This window comes from Rhizobium sp. Leaf262 (assembly GCF_001422245.1).
Taxonomy (GTDB): domain Bacteria; phylum Pseudomonadota; class Alphaproteobacteria; order Rhizobiales; family Rhizobiaceae; genus Agrobacterium.
This window is the reverse complement of record NZ_LMMM01000004.1, coordinates 284,298-296,901: the sequence shown is the minus strand read 5'-3', so window position 1 is coordinate 296,901 and position 12,604 is coordinate 284,298. Positions and strand designations below refer to the sequence as shown.

Below are 12,604 nucleotides of genomic sequence, written 5' to 3'. Positions count from 1 at the left end.
GCCCGCCCTCTTCCTGCAATCGGAGAGCTGGTTCAGGCGGGGGCTGATCCGCGGTGTCAGTGTGGCATGTCTGAGTAGACGAGACGACTCAATTGGACATTTCTACTTTGCACAGCGGCGGACATTTCAACTCCTCTGCCACATTATGTGTGGGTCTGACACAGGAGAACGACAGATGCGACACCTCTGCCCGTGACTGCGTCACTACCAACGGAGGTTGGAAGCCTACAGTCCGCTAGTCTCATTACTTCTTGTTCTTCCCCTGATCGTAGTGCCACTTGATGGAGAAGAACATGCCCGTGCCCAGTACCAGTATCTTCAACGGAAAGAAGACAATCGGAAACCAGTCTACCCAGTCTGACATTTTGAATATTTCCAGCCATTACGTTGCGGTATCGCTGAGATCACTACATCGTAATTGCCGCATGTAACATCAGCCATGTTGACGCAGATGGCGTCTGTGATGGACCGAGGATCGCCAGAATGAGCATCGGTCCCGTTCAGTGATCTGCTTGGCAGCTTGAGCGCGATAAAGCTGATTATTCTGAAATTTCAATGATATCAAACCATTGTGACCTAACGCGTTTCGTATAGGTTGTTCTGATCCTTTTCTACAATGGCTCGTTTCATCTCTATGCAATTTCGCGAACGCCTTATCCTCTACGCGCTGCTCACATCCTTGACCTCGCTCAGCATCGACGCTCTGTTGCCCGGTTTGCGCGCGATTGGAGCTGAGCTGGGCACGCCACCGCCGCTCTCCACCCAGCATGTCATTTCGCTGTTCATCTTCGGTATGGCGTTTGGGGAGCTGTTGCTAGGGCCGATATCCGACGCAATTGGACGGAAACGCGCGCTTCTCTTTGGGCTCGGCATCTATCTTTGTGGCACCGTCATCGCGATGTTGGCGAATTCGCTGGAGATGGTCATTATCGGGCGCTTCCTTCAGGGCATCGGTGTGTCCGGCCCGAAGATCGCGACGCGCGCCATGATCCGCGATCAGTTCGAAGGCAATGCCATGGCGCGTGTCATGTCCTTCATGTTCACCCTCTTCATTCTGGTGCCGATGATTGCGCCAGCACTTGCGCAGGGACTGATTTCCATTGTGGGATGGCGCAGTGTCTTCGTCGCCTATCTGGTGATTTCTCTCGCTCTCGGCCTCTGGCTGGCCATCCGGCATCCGGAAACATTACCTGCTGCACGGCGCATTCCATTTCGCCCGCGTCTGCTTATGGCCAATGGCCTTCGCATCCTTTCCAACCGTCGTGTGACGTTGCTGTTCGTGGCGACTGGCCTCGTCTTCGGCGCGCAGCTTCTCTATCTCAGCACGGCCGCCGACATTTTCTATGATGCCTATGGCGTCGCAGAGACCCTGCCCTTCTATTTTGCCGGGCTCGCCATCTCCATGGCGCTGGCTTTCTTCATGAATGCGAGGCTCGTTCAGCGCTTTGGTATGGAGGCCATGGTGCGCGGTGCTTTCATCGGTCTGGCAAGTGTTACCTTCGTGATGATGATTTCCTCTATCGCTTACGGAAACCACCTGCCCTTTCTTGCCTTCCTCGTGATGCTGTTCATTACCTTTTTCACCATGGGCCTGCTGTTCGGCAATCTCAATGCCTTGGCCATGCAGTCCCTTGGGCAGATCGCTGGTTTCGGCGCATCCATCATTGCTTCGGGATCGAGCCTTGTTTCGACGCTCTTCGCCATCGCTTTCGGTCAGCTTTATGATGGGACAGTCGTGTATCTGTCCGTCGGCTTTTTCGCTGCGGGCATCACCGCGCTGTTGGTGGCGGAAATGGCTTTGCGCAGCGACGCCTCCGTAGTGGAAGCGGCTACATAGTCGATTACGCAAATAGCTCTTGGGAAATTGCGGCTACGCTTCTAAAAGACTGTCTGAGTTCGTTTGAGAAGAAGTGTTGATGCCGCAGATCTATGTTGATGCCGATGCGTGCCCGGTAAAGCCGGAGATTTTGAAGGTTGCCGAGCGCCATGGGCTGGAGGTGACATTCGTTGCCAATTCCGGTCTGCGGCCTTCGCGCGATCCGATGGTGAAGAACGTCATCGTCTCCGCCTCCTTCGACGCTGCTGACGACTGGATTGCGGAACATGCGGGCGAGGACGATATCGTCATCACCGCCGACGTGCCTCTGGCAGGACGATGCGTCGCCAATGGCGCGCAGGTGACGGGGCCGACCGGGCGCATTTTCGACAAGACGAATATTGGCATGGCAACAGCGATGCGGGACCTTGGCGCGCATCTGCGCGAGACCGGCGAAAGCAAGGGTTACAACGCTGCTTTTTCGCCTCGTGATCGCTCCCAGTTTCTAGAGACACTTGACCGCCTGTGTCGTCGGATCAAAAGATAGCTTGTGGGAGACCGTCGATGCAAACATCCAGGCACAGCCGCTATTCACGACACCGACCTTTCTTGATCGCAGTTGGCCTGAGCGCCGTTGTCCTGGTCGGAGCCATTGTCTTCGTACCGTCACTAGCGGTCGAATGTGCAGCGATCGTTTTCTTCCTCACCTACCTCATCATCATCGGCTCGCGGCTTCATCGCCTGACCCCGGCTCATATGAAGGCGCATGCTGATAGCGACGACCTTCCAGCAATCGTCATCATCGCCATCACGTTTCTGGCGGTCGGCGTTGCGGTTGCATCGCTCTTTCTGGCGCTCAATCACGCTGCCGGTGAAACCGTCTGGTCACTGACCCTCGCCTTTCTATCTGTCGTGTTCGGATGGCTGACCATCCACACCATGACGGCAATGCATTACGCACACCTGTTCTGGCGGTCCGCAAAAGCGTCAGACAAGAAACATCCGCGCGGCGGTATGGATTTCCCTGACACAGAAGAGCCAGGAATCTATGAGTTTCTCTACTTCTCCGTCGTCATCGGCATGACTGCGCAGACCTCAGACGTCGCGGTAACGACCACGCCGATGCGCAAGGTCGTGCTTCTGCACTCCATCGTGTCGTTCTTTTTCAATACCGTTCTTGTCGCCGCAGCCGTGAATGCTGCAGTGTCTCTGGCGGGTTGATCTCACTGCACCCATAAGGAATTCCCATGAAAATCATTTCTCAGAACACCGCATTCGGCGGCATGCAGGGCGTTTTCGCGCATGACGCGACGACAACGCCGTGCGAGATGACATTCGCGGTCTATATCCCGCCGAAGGCCATTCATGAGCCCTGCCCTGTTTTATGGTATCTTTCCGGGCTGACCTGCACCCACGCCAACGTGATGGACAAAGGCGAATATCGCCGCATGGCGTCGGAGCTTGGCTTGATTATCGTTTGTCCGGACACGAGCCCGCGTGGCAACGACGTGCCGGACGAATTGACCAACTGGCAAATGGGCAAGGGCGCTGGCTTCTATCTCGACGCGACGGAAACACCGTGGGCGGAGCATTACCAGATGTACAGCTATATCACGGAAGAACTCCCTGCCCTGATTTCCAAACAGTTCCGCGTGGATATGACGCGCCAGGGTATTTTCGGTCACTCCATGGGCGGGCACGGGGCTATGACGATTGCGCTGAAAAACCCGGACCGCTTCAAGAGCTGCTCGGCTTTCGCGCCCATCGTGGCACCTTCCTCTGCCAATTGGTCACGCCCAGCCCTGGAGAAATATCTCGGCGAGGACGAGGCAGCCTGGCGCGCCTACGACGCATGTGCGCTGGTAGAAGACGGCGCACGCTTTCCGGCATTCCTGATCGATCAGGGCAAGGCAGACAATTTTCTGGAAAGCGGCCTTCGGCCATGGCTTTTCGAAGATGCGATCAAAGGTATGGATATCGACCTGACGTTACGCATGCACGACCGCTACGATCACTCCTACTTCTTCATTTCCACCTTCATGGACGATCACCTGAAGTGGCACGCGCAGCGACTTGGCTGATACTATCCATCAATCCGGCTTGCGGTGTTCCAGCCGCAAGCCCTTGGCGGTACGATTGGCGAACCCTTCCCAGTAGCTATGCTCGGGCTTTCGTGTTCCGTCCTTGTTGACGGCCCAGACACCCTTATCCGATTGTTCGCTCAGCTCCAGATATTTCACTTTGCCTTGGTCACCCTTCAGCTTCACATCGAACCAGGCCGTGGCAAAATGCTGGGCGATGTTATTCATGCGAACGGTATCCCAGACGGGATCGGCGTAATGTTCGAAAGGTGCAAATCCAAGGGTTTCACTCGTTTTCCAGCTCTCCACCGGCGCAGGCATGGTTGCCGCCGCATTGTGATTGGCATCGGCGAATGTCAGCAGATATCGATCGACGGGCATGTGGCTTTCGAAAATCCTGCGAATTCCCTTTTTGTAATCTGAAACATCATCGGCGCTGCCAGCCATGAAGAAGATCGGCACCTTCACTTCGGCAAGGCCCCTTTCATCCCACATCCCGCGCTGCATACCCCAAGGCGCTATAGATATGATGGCTTTGAACCGGTCATCGAATAACTCGGCATGCTCCTGCGTTCCCGCGTGATGAACAGCCAGTGCACGCTCTTTTGCGCTCCAGTCTGCCGCAACGGCTTCATCGGAGACGCCGGCGCCTGCTGTGACGACAGCGCCATATCCACCCATCGAGTAGCCGATCAGACCCGCATGCGAAGCATCGACGATTCCCGAGAGAAAATTATCCGGCTTGTCGGTCAACCGCGCAATTTCCTGCAAAGCGAAACGCTGATCGAGTGGCCGGTTGACCAGCGTACTGCCAAACGCAGCCATGTCATTATAAGTGCTGTCAGTATGGTCTATTGACGCGACCACGTAACCCTTGCTGGCCAGATTCTCCGCAAGCGGGCTCATGAGATAGCGATTGCCGGGATATCCATGCGAAACGACAATCAGCGGAAAGCGCTGTCCTTTATCCTTCAGCGGTTCGGCATCGCGCTGCGCCCGACCGGCCACGGATATTTCGGTCTTTCCATCGCGCAAGAACACACGGTAATCGTCGCCCTGCCCGGCCTGTTCGGCAGGATACCAGATTTCGAGCATCAGCGGACGATCATATGTGGGAAACGGCTTGCCGGGCTCGATATGAACGACGTCCACCTGACCGGGATTGACGATTTTCAGTGTTCTCACGCCAACGGCATATTGGCCGTATGGCGCCAGCGCAGGCGCGTCCGGGCGGATGCGATCTATACGGTTTTCCGTAGAGGATGCGGGAGATGGCATGACCATGCAAATCGCGAGACCTATAATGCCGATCGACTTCATCTTTACACTCCTCCGGCGGTGATATCGCTATCTAACCAAAGGATGTGACGGTGGCTTAAAACTTACCGGGAAACAAGGCCGTCGCCAGAGGTGATGGACGGTCCAGACTAAACTCCGAAACGACGCGCTCAACGATGCCGGTGGCCAGTTCCTGATCGATCATGCTCTTGTCGATACCAAGCACAGTCGCGGTAAAACTCGTTTCGGCAACCACTTCGCCTGTCTGGACAGCAGCGGCGCGCACGACCACACGGGCCGATGCCCGCTCACCAAGAATGAGAGAACCCTTGGTCACAGCCAATAACCGGATCGTCAGGACAACCCGCGGACGGGTTTGGTCCCGCGTCGTGGATTTGATGGCGTTGGACATGTGATAGTGAATGGACTGCATCAGCTCGGGAGAAACATCCGGCTTGGCGGCCACGAACGCACCACGCACATCGTAAAGCAGCTTTCCGCCATCGCCCGCTTCGGGCTCCAGCCTGAAGGACATGAGCGCAAGAGACGCCAGCAAGACAATGCCAAGGCGCTTCAGCGAGTGGTGCATGATAGACGCTTCCCTTACGTCAGGTTACGCATCCATCATCCCCATTTACGGTTAGAAAACCGTTAAACCGTCGTCGTATCGTCTCTCGCTGCGATCAGAACGGCCATGGCGGCGCGCATGTCAACCAGCCTCGCTGCACGTCGCACCTGTGCTTCCTCGTCCTCGCCCCACTGCTCGCTCGTCCAGTCCTCGTCCAGATGAGCAAGCGCCCAGATTTCTTCCAGAGTGCGTACGCCTTCGGCAAGTGCCAGCGCCAGAATCGCCGACCCGGTAAGGGCTGTCATGGTGTGCAGAGCGGCAAGCTGGATGGCGCTATCGTATTTGCGAAGCGTTACGGCAAACGCAGCAACCGCCTCACGTGGCTGTTCCTGATGCATCACACCTTCCACGAGGATGAACCGTGCACCAAGAGACCGTGCCGCCCAGTCCACAATCGGATCCCACTGATCCGTCTGCCTTTCTACAAGTGCCGGCGGCTCGGCCGCACGGTAACAAAGCAGGTCGCTGGACGAGAACCGCAATATATCTTCAAAGACTGCCTGCGTATCGCTGGCAATGCCGTCGATCGCTGTGTTGACATGCCGCGAAATCGGCATAATGGCGGGATTGACGACCTCGGTCTGCGCATCCCACTCATCGCGCAACAGCTGTGCCAGAGCACGCGTCGGCACGATAAGCGCATTTTTGGCAGGAGTGCGCATGGTCTTTCCATCCAGAAGAACGGTAAAGCCGCCATCTTCTGCGTCACCCACCGTGACATCCTTGTAGAAACGCTTCGGCAAAGGCTTCTGCATCTGGATTTGGGAACGGCGAATGGGGTCCGGGTGGCTCAAGCCTTCCGTCAGATCATTCAACAGGTCACGCATGATACGTCCTTATCAGCCCGGAATATGGCCGGGAATTTCGCTTGGATGGTTGACGATGGCGTCGGCTCCGGCCTTCCAGAGATCGTCAACGGAGGCATAGCCCCAGGCGACACCAATCGCCTTGGCGCCCGCTGCCTTAGCCATCTGCATATCGTAAATCGCATCGCCGATAACAATGGTATCGGCGGGAACCATGCCGGTTTCGTCACAGCATTCCGTCACCATCGCCGGGTGCGGTTTGGAAGGGCAATCATCTGCGGTGCGCGAAACGATGAAATGCGGGCGGAAACCATGCGTGTCCATGATGAGGTTCAGGCCGCGGCGGGACTTGCCCGTCACCGCCCCCATCAACAACTCTTCGCGTTGCGCCAGCGTCTCGATCATCGCGCTGATGCCATCGAACAAAGGCTCCTGAAAACCGGCCTCTGCCCGCACTCCCGCAAAGATGGCCTTGTAATGGGCCGTCATCGCAAGAGCTTCATCATCCACATGTGGTTTGCCCTGCATGCGGGCAATCGCGATATCCAGCGTCAGGCCGATGATGGATTTCGTCAGTGAAACGTCCGGACGGTCATAGCCGAAATGCACGAAGGTACGGGCCATGACCTCATGGATAAGGCCGACGCTATCGACCAGCGTGCCATCGCAATCGAAGAGAACGAGTTTCATTCGTCGTCCCTGTCACCATCCGCCACATCAAGACCCAACAGGTTCCAGCTTTGCACCATGTGCGGCGGCAAAGGTGCTGTCACGCGCAGGCGTCCGCCGGATGGGTGCGGAATGTCGATCTTTCGCGCGTGCAGATGCAGACGCTTCTGAATGCCGCCAGGGAAATCCCAGTTGACGTCTTCGATGTAATATTTGGGATCGCCGATGATCGGATGGCCCATATGCAGCGCGTGAACACGCAGCTGGTGTGTGCGGCCCGTATAGGGTTCCATTTCCAGCCATGCCAGGTTTTGCGCGGCGGTATCGATGACACGGTAATAGGAAACGGCGTGGTCGGCCCCCTCCTCGCCATGCTTGGCGATGCGCATGCGGTCGCCATCCGGCGTCTGTTCCTTGACCAGCCAGGTCGAAATCTTGTCCTGATGCTTGCGCGGGACGCCCTTCACGAGAGACCAGTAGGTCTTCTTGGTGTCGCGCTCACGAAACGCCGCCGTCAGCTTCTGTGCGGCACCTCTGGTGCGGGCAACGACGAGAACGCCAGACGTATCACGGTCGATACGGTGAACAAGGCGCGGCTTTTCGCCCTTGGAACTCGTCCATGCTTCCAGCAGGCCGTCGATATGGCGGTTGATGCCGGAGCCGCCCTGCACGGCAATGCCGGCCGGCTTATTGAAAACGAAAACCTTCTCGTCTTCATGCAGCAGCATGCGCTTCAACAGATCGACATCGTCGGAGTTCTTGAGGTCGGTCGAGCTGATCGGCCCGCCCTTGACCTTCGAATCGACATCCAGCGGAGGCACGCGAACGGTTTGTCCGGCTTCCACGCGCGCATCGGTTTTCACCCGTCCGCCATCCACACGGACCTGCCCGGAACGCAACAGCTTTTGCAGCGGACCGAAGCCGAGGCCTGGATAGTGAATCTTGAACCAGCGATCGAGGCGCATTCCGCCCTCTTCGGGCTCAACCTTGATGTGCTCGATACCTGCCATGGCTAATCCATTCTTTCTTTTCTCGCGTCCGCATCGTCAGCGTGCGGTATTTTCCGTTGCCTTTAGAACAAAGCGCGGCCCAAGGCCAGCCCGGCGAAGATTGCAGCGAAAGAAACGACAAGACTCGCCAGTAAATAAACCGCAGCCAGCCCCAGGTCTCCCCGTTCGAAAAGCACGACTGCATCCAGCGTGAAGGAAGACCATGTAGTGAAGCCACCGAGGATGCCGGTGACGATGAAAACCCGTACTTCCGAGGAAGCATCGAACCGGCGCGCGATTATTTCCACCATCAGCCCAATCAGAAAAGCGCCAACCACATTGACGGTCAGCGTGCCCCAGGGAAAATTTGGACCTGCCAACCGCACCCCCCAAAGCCCCACCAGATAGCGGGCAACGGAACCGATTGCCCCGCCAATGGCAACGAGCGCGATATTGAGCATGGGAATTCTCCGGTCATGGTACGGGCGGCTGGGTGCGGCGTTTTCGATCTCTACGACAAACACAGAAAAAGCGAAATTCCCAACACGCCCATGAGAGTAAAAAGATGCTTTTCGAAATCGTTAAAATGCCGATCAAATGCAACTCTTGGATTTAATCGGGAAGAAAGTCGCGACTGGTAAGATCACTCGATTAGAGAGCAGCGAGGTGATTGCATGGTGCAAATTTTGTCAGTTTCAGCGACCACCGCTGGGTATGTGGCTGATAGCATCAAGGCAACCCAGCGTGCATCGCGCAAGACCGAGATAGACCAAGCCAAGCGCGAACTCGTGAGAAAGACGAGCACGGTCGAGGACGTGCAGGTCAGCTCTCTCTCGACCGTTGTAACGCAGCCTGCTCTGTCACTTCATTTCATGACGGCGGGACAGCAGCAAAATCCGCAGGCCACGCTCGAAGAGGTCATTGAGGCCTACGAGGAAAACAAGGGTCGCTCGGAAGTCTGACGATCCATCTTCCAACAAGCTGCCGGGTCGAGATATCTCCCCGGCAGCTTTCCTCACTCAGTTATGCTGATGCGCGTCATGGCCGCCTTGGGCAGAGCCGACATCCAATATCAGATCGACCTTTCCGGCCTTTTCGAAAGTGAGTGTTAAGGGCACCTTGTCGCCTTCGGCGAAGGGCTTGCTGACATTATAAAACATGAAATGAAGGTCGCCCGATGTCATATCCACGGTCTTGCCCGCAGGAATGACGATACCGGCAGCCATTTTGCGCATCCTCATCACGTCGTTGACCATTGCCATTTCGTGCATCTCAACACGTCCGGCAACCGGAGACGCGACCGACACCAACCGGTCGTCAGAAGCGCCGTCATTCTTCATTGTCACGGTCCCGCCCCCGACCGGCTGGCCGGGCAGCATAGCCTTGGCGACAGCGCCTGAAAGCTCGAGATCACCAGCCTTGACGACATCTGCTGCATGTTCTGCGCCGCCGTGTTCATGGGCACCGTGAGCGGCGTGGTCATGGCTCTCGCCCTCAGTCGCAGCCTTCGCAACAACGCGGATGACGGGTGCCGGGTTATTCAGAGAATGTGGGTCTTGGCCCTTTTCGGCCACCTCGTCCCAATTTGCCGTGCCCTTATCTCCGCAAATCTGCGTGACCTTGAATGGCAGATTGGTGCCTGCGGCCACACCGGAGATTTTGCCCTGTAGGTTGAACGTATCGTAATAGGCATCCGGCAGGTCACCACCGGTCCAGCGAATTTCAATCGGACCGCTTTTCACTTCGGTGCCATGGTTCATGTAGCTCTTCTTGTAATCATCTTTGATGATCTCGATCTCCCAGCCCGCTTTCGGCTGAGGCTTGGCGGAGATGAAACCTTCCGGCAACTGGACGCGCACCTCCGTCGTGGGCAGCCCGCCATCGCAGCCATGCGGCACCTGAAGCGCGGCGACGATTGTGCTTTCCTGCTCCGCCGTTGGGTTGACGAAGCTGGTGTGGGCGTAGGCCGGGACGATGGAGGCGGATGCCAGCAGAGCGGCGCAAAGCGTAACGTTATGAATTTTCATCTTGTGATCCTTTCGACTGCGGCTGTTTCAGCATCGCAAGTCGTCTTTCTAGCGGTCGTATAGGGTGATGTTCAGGGATCAAAGATAGGCAGGCGGAGCCCGCGCTTTCGGGCTTTGGCTATCGGTGTGATGCACAGTGGCGACACGCAGCGTCGGGCGATTATCCAGCCAGGCGAAATGCGCCCTCACCCAGGAATTCGTATCCGGAGTTGGTAAAAGAATCGAGGAGGCCAAAAGGCAGGCTTCGCAGAACAGGAATATACCGGCGTGATCCGTCTTGCCCTTCTCATGCGCGGTTTGGACACCCGCATGGCCCTCGCAGATTTCGGCAAAACTTCCGTCAGGAAGGCGATAGGCCTCATCGAAGGCAACCGTTGTGGCGGCAATCGCCACCACTGGCTTATGAGCGAAACCCAGCGACAGCATCAGCGTGGCGCAAAAGATGCGCAAAAGTCTTATCGCCAATCTCGGTTGCTTGCTCATGGAAGCTTTCATGACACGAAGCGATATCGCGGTTTTTGCTGTAAATCAAAGTGCAATTGCACGCAGCCGGAACCGCTGGGTTTGAAGCCACGTTCTCTGCACAGTCAAAGACAGCGAGGAGACCGTTCCCATGCCCGCAAAATCCAAGGCACAGCAGAAAGCAGCCGGTGCGGCATTGGCCGCAAAACGCGGCGATATGCCGAAATCCCGTTTACAAGGCGCTTCAAAAACCATGGCTAAGTCTATGACAGAAAAGGAACTGGAAGATTTGGCATCCACCAAGCACAAGAAGCTGCCGGAAAAGAAAGAAGACTAGAGCGACGCTGACTTGGCTTGGTTAGAAGTCCCGCCGTTCTCATTATCCGATGGCGCAGGCTGAACAAAAAACTGTTTGACTGCGTCATTTGGTCCTTGCCAAGAAACTGGCTAAGCAGATAATGAACTTCCATCCCGCTGGGAGACACCGCCTTACGGCGGGGCCGAAGGAGCAACCGCCCCGGAAACTCTCAGGCAAAAGGACCAGCGGAAAAGGACGGAACTCTGGAGAGAAGCCACCTGCATAAGGACGGCTCGCCGAAGGGATAACAATCTCAGGCGACAAGGACAGAGGGGGCTCTTGAACCCGACGCTTCAAACAGTGTCATGACATGAGCCCGCGCGACATCGCGTAACCCTGGAGGCGTCCTTGGCCGATACAGCCGCGTTACAAGTCACCCCGCTTCATTCCCTTCATGTGTCTCTTGGCGCCCGCATGGTGCCGTTTGCGGGATACGACATGCCTGTGCAGTACCCCGCAGGCGTCATGAAAGAGCATCTGCACACGCGCACGTCCGCTGGCCTGTTCGACGTTTCCCATATGGGTCAGGTCATCGTGAAGGCGAAGTCCGGCAAGGTGGAGGACGCAGCGCTCGCTCTCGAAAAGCTGGTTCCCGTCGATATCCTCGGTCTCAAGGAAGGCCGTCAGCGCTACGGCTTCTTCACGGACGAGAATGGCGGCATTCTGGACGACCTGATGATCACCAATCGTGGCGATCACCTCTTCGTCGTCGTCAATGCTGCCTGCAAGGATGCCGATCTGGCCCATATGAAGGCACATCTTTCCGATAGCTGCGATGTCACGCTGCTCGAAGACCGCGCGCTTATCGCGCTTCAGGGACCACGCGCCGAAGCCGTTCTGGCGGAACTCTGGGCTGGCGTTTCGGGCATGAAGTTCATGGATGTGCGGGAAGTTCCGCTGCATGACGTGCCTTGCATCGTATCCCGTTCCGGCTATTCCGGCGAGGACGGTTTTGAAATTTCCGTTCCGTCTGACAAGGCCGAGTTCATTGCCAAGGCACTGCTGGAACATCCAGACTGCGAGGCCATCGGTCTCGGTGCCCGCGACAGCCTCCGTCTCGAGGCCGGGCTTTGCCTCTATGGCAACGACATCGACACAACGACCTCCCCCATCGAAGCCTCTCTTGAGTGGGCAATCCAGAAAGCACGCCGCACCGGTGGTGATCGCGAAGGTGGGTTCCCGGGTGCCGAGCGTATTCTGGGTGAGTTTGCCGAAGGAACCGCACGCCGCCGCGTTGGCCTGAAGCCGGAAGGCAAGGCGCCTGTGCGTGGCCATGCCAAGCTTTTTGCCGATGCCGAAGGCAGCAAAGAGATCGGTGAGGTCACATCTGGCGGCTTCGGCCCGACTGTCGAAGGTCCGGTTGCCATGGGTTATGTGCCGAAAGAATTCGCAACGCCGGGCACTGCCATTTTCGCGGAAGTCCGCGGCAAGTATCTGCCCGTCACCGTTGCCGCCCTGCCCTTTATTACTCCCACTTACAAACGCTAATT

Annotated in this window: 15 protein-coding genes and 1 riboswitch; of the genes, 7 read left to right on the top strand and 8 right to left on the bottom strand. The window is 56.9% G+C overall.

Going from position 1 to position 12,604, the window contains the following annotated elements:
• Nucleotides 1-616: 616 nt before the first annotated feature.
• The 4 genes from ASF29_RS07070 (at nucleotide 617) to fghA (ending at nucleotide 3,897) form a co-directional block, all read left to right on the top strand.
• Nucleotides 617-1,837, top strand: coding sequence for a multidrug effflux MFS transporter (locus ASF29_RS07070; protein WP_244473503.1), 1,221 nt, complete (start codon nucleotides 617-619; stop codon nucleotides 1,835-1,837).
• Between the two features lie 79 nt (nucleotides 1,838-1,916).
• Nucleotides 1,917-2,363, top strand: a complete 447-nt coding sequence (locus ASF29_RS07065; RefSeq protein ID WP_062449921.1) for a YaiI/YqxD family protein — start codon at nucleotides 1,917-1,919, stop codon at nucleotides 2,361-2,363.
• Between the two features lie 17 nt (nucleotides 2,364-2,380).
• Nucleotides 2,381-3,037: a DUF1345 domain-containing protein gene (locus ASF29_RS07060; RefSeq protein WP_062449920.1), complete on the top strand. Its 657-nt coding sequence runs from the start codon at nucleotides 2,381-2,383 to the stop codon at nucleotides 3,035-3,037.
• A gap of 26 nt (nucleotides 3,038-3,063) precedes the next feature.
• Entirely contained in the window at nucleotides 3,064-3,897 is an 834-nt protein-coding gene (gene fghA / locus ASF29_RS07055; RefSeq protein WP_062449919.1) for an S-formylglutathione hydrolase, read from the top strand.
• A gap of 9 nt (nucleotides 3,898-3,906) precedes the next feature.
• On the opposite strand, the gene ASF29_RS07050 is transcribed toward fghA, so the two are convergent.
• The 6 genes from ASF29_RS07050 to crcB form a co-directional block, all read right to left on the bottom strand.
• A complete protein-coding gene (locus ASF29_RS07050; RefSeq protein WP_062449918.1) occupies nucleotides 3,907-5,217 on the bottom strand; it encodes a dienelactone hydrolase in 1,311 nt (436 codons plus the stop codon).
• A 55-nt stretch (nucleotides 5,218-5,272) separates the two neighbouring features.
• Nucleotides 5,273-5,764 (bottom strand): hypothetical protein, encoded by a 492-nt coding sequence (locus ASF29_RS07045; protein ID WP_062449917.1) that lies wholly within the window; start codon nucleotides 5,762-5,764, stop codon nucleotides 5,273-5,275.
• Between the two features lie 62 nt (nucleotides 5,765-5,826).
• Nucleotides 5,827-6,630 (bottom strand): ATP12 family chaperone protein, encoded by an 804-nt coding sequence (locus ASF29_RS07040; RefSeq protein ID WP_062449916.1) that lies wholly within the window; start codon nucleotides 6,628-6,630, stop codon nucleotides 5,827-5,829.
• A 12-nt stretch (nucleotides 6,631-6,642) separates the two neighbouring features.
• Nucleotides 6,643-7,299 carry an HAD-IA family hydrolase gene (locus tag ASF29_RS07035; RefSeq protein ID WP_062449915.1) on the bottom strand — a complete coding sequence of 219 codons (657 nt, stop codon included), beginning with the start codon at nucleotides 7,297-7,299 and terminating at the stop codon, nucleotides 6,643-6,645.
• Nucleotides 7,296-8,288, bottom strand: a complete 993-nt coding sequence (locus tag ASF29_RS07030) for an RluA family pseudouridine synthase (protein WP_062449914.1) — start codon at nucleotides 8,286-8,288, stop codon at nucleotides 7,296-7,298. The genes ASF29_RS07035 and ASF29_RS07030 overlap by 4 nt, the downstream gene beginning before the upstream one ends.
• A gap of 62 nt (nucleotides 8,289-8,350) precedes the next feature.
• A complete protein-coding gene (gene crcB, locus ASF29_RS07025; protein WP_062449913.1) occupies nucleotides 8,351-8,728 on the bottom strand; it encodes a fluoride efflux transporter CrcB in 378 nt (125 codons plus the stop codon).
• Between the two features lie 213 nt (nucleotides 8,729-8,941).
• Between crcB and ASF29_RS07020 the strand changes: the two genes are divergently transcribed.
• A complete protein-coding gene (locus tag ASF29_RS07020) occupies nucleotides 8,942-9,229 on the top strand; it encodes a hypothetical protein (RefSeq protein ID WP_062449912.1) in 288 nt (95 codons plus the stop codon).
• Nucleotides 9,230-9,286: 57 nt separating this feature from the next.
• Here the strand turns inward: ASF29_RS07020 and ASF29_RS07015 are convergent, their stop codons facing one another.
• Nucleotides 9,287-10,294: a DUF1775 domain-containing protein gene (locus tag ASF29_RS07015; RefSeq protein ID WP_062449911.1), complete on the bottom strand. Its 1,008-nt coding sequence runs from the start codon at nucleotides 10,292-10,294 to the stop codon at nucleotides 9,287-9,289.
• A 78-nt stretch (nucleotides 10,295-10,372) separates the two neighbouring features.
• Nucleotides 10,373-10,777, bottom strand: coding sequence for a DUF2946 domain-containing protein (locus ASF29_RS07010; protein WP_156462555.1), 405 nt, complete (start codon nucleotides 10,775-10,777; stop codon nucleotides 10,373-10,375).
• Nucleotides 10,778-10,907: 130 nt separating this feature from the next.
• Here ASF29_RS07010 and ASF29_RS07005 point away from each other — a divergent pair, with 130 nt between their 5' ends.
• Both ASF29_RS07005 and gcvT read left to right on the top strand, forming a co-directional pair.
• Nucleotides 10,908-11,093 carry a DUF3008 family protein gene (locus ASF29_RS07005; protein WP_062449909.1) on the top strand — a complete coding sequence of 62 codons (186 nt, stop codon included), beginning with the start codon at nucleotides 10,908-10,910 and terminating at the stop codon, nucleotides 11,091-11,093.
• A gap of 128 nt (nucleotides 11,094-11,221) precedes the next feature.
• Nucleotides 11,222-11,309, top strand: a riboswitch (glycine riboswitch).
• A 153-nt stretch (nucleotides 11,310-11,462) separates the two neighbouring features.
• The gene (gcvT, locus tag ASF29_RS07000; RefSeq protein ID WP_062449908.1) at nucleotides 11,463-12,602 is read left to right on the top strand and encodes a glycine cleavage system aminomethyltransferase GcvT; all 1,140 of its coding nucleotides are present in this window, start codon (nucleotides 11,463-11,465) and stop codon (nucleotides 12,600-12,602) included.
• The last annotated feature ends 2 nt before the right edge of the window (nucleotides 12,603-12,604 follow it).

Excerpts from the sequence above, each read along its gene's own strand:
- ASF29_RS07045 (WP_062449917.1), bottom strand. The coding sequence starts at position 5,764 with ATGCACCACTCGCTGAAGCGCCTTGGCATTGTCTTGCTGGCGTCTCTT.
- ASF29_RS07060 (WP_062449920.1), top strand. The coding sequence starts at position 2,381 with ATGCAAACATCCAGGCACAGCCGCTATTCACGACACCGACCTTTCTTG.
- ASF29_RS07005 (WP_062449909.1), top strand. The coding sequence starts at position 10,908 with ATGCCCGCAAAATCCAAGGCACAGCAGAAAGCAGCCGGTGCGGCATTG.
- crcB (WP_062449913.1), bottom strand. The coding sequence starts at position 8,728 with ATGCTCAATATCGCGCTCGTTGCCATTGGCGGGGCAATCGGTTCCGTT.
- ASF29_RS07040 (WP_062449916.1), bottom strand. The coding sequence starts at position 6,630 with ATGCGTGACCTGTTGAATGATCTGACGGAAGGCTTGAGCCACCCGGAC.
- ASF29_RS07050 (WP_062449918.1), bottom strand. The coding sequence starts at position 5,217 with ATGAAGTCGATCGGCATTATAGGTCTCGCGATTTGCATGGTCATGCCA.
- fghA (WP_062449919.1), top strand. The coding sequence starts at position 3,064 with ATGAAAATCATTTCTCAGAACACCGCATTCGGCGGCATGCAGGGCGTT.
- ASF29_RS07020 (WP_062449912.1), top strand. The coding sequence starts at position 8,942 with ATGGTGCAAATTTTGTCAGTTTCAGCGACCACCGCTGGGTATGTGGCT.
- ASF29_RS07010 (WP_156462555.1), bottom strand. The coding sequence starts at position 10,777 with ATGAGCAAGCAACCGAGATTGGCGATAAGACTTTTGCGCATCTTTTGC.
- ASF29_RS07070 (WP_244473503.1), top strand. The coding sequence starts at position 617 with ATGGCTCGTTTCATCTCTATGCAATTTCGCGAACGCCTTATCCTCTAC.
- ASF29_RS07030 (WP_062449914.1), bottom strand. The coding sequence starts at position 8,288 with ATGGCAGGTATCGAGCACATCAAGGTTGAGCCCGAAGAGGGCGGAATG.
- ASF29_RS07065 (WP_062449921.1), top strand. The coding sequence starts at position 1,917 with ATGCCGCAGATCTATGTTGATGCCGATGCGTGCCCGGTAAAGCCGGAG.
- ASF29_RS07015 (WP_062449911.1), bottom strand. The coding sequence starts at position 10,294 with ATGAAAATTCATAACGTTACGCTTTGCGCCGCTCTGCTGGCATCCGCC.
- ASF29_RS07035 (WP_062449915.1), bottom strand. The coding sequence starts at position 7,299 with ATGAAACTCGTTCTCTTCGATTGCGATGGCACGCTGGTCGATAGCGTC.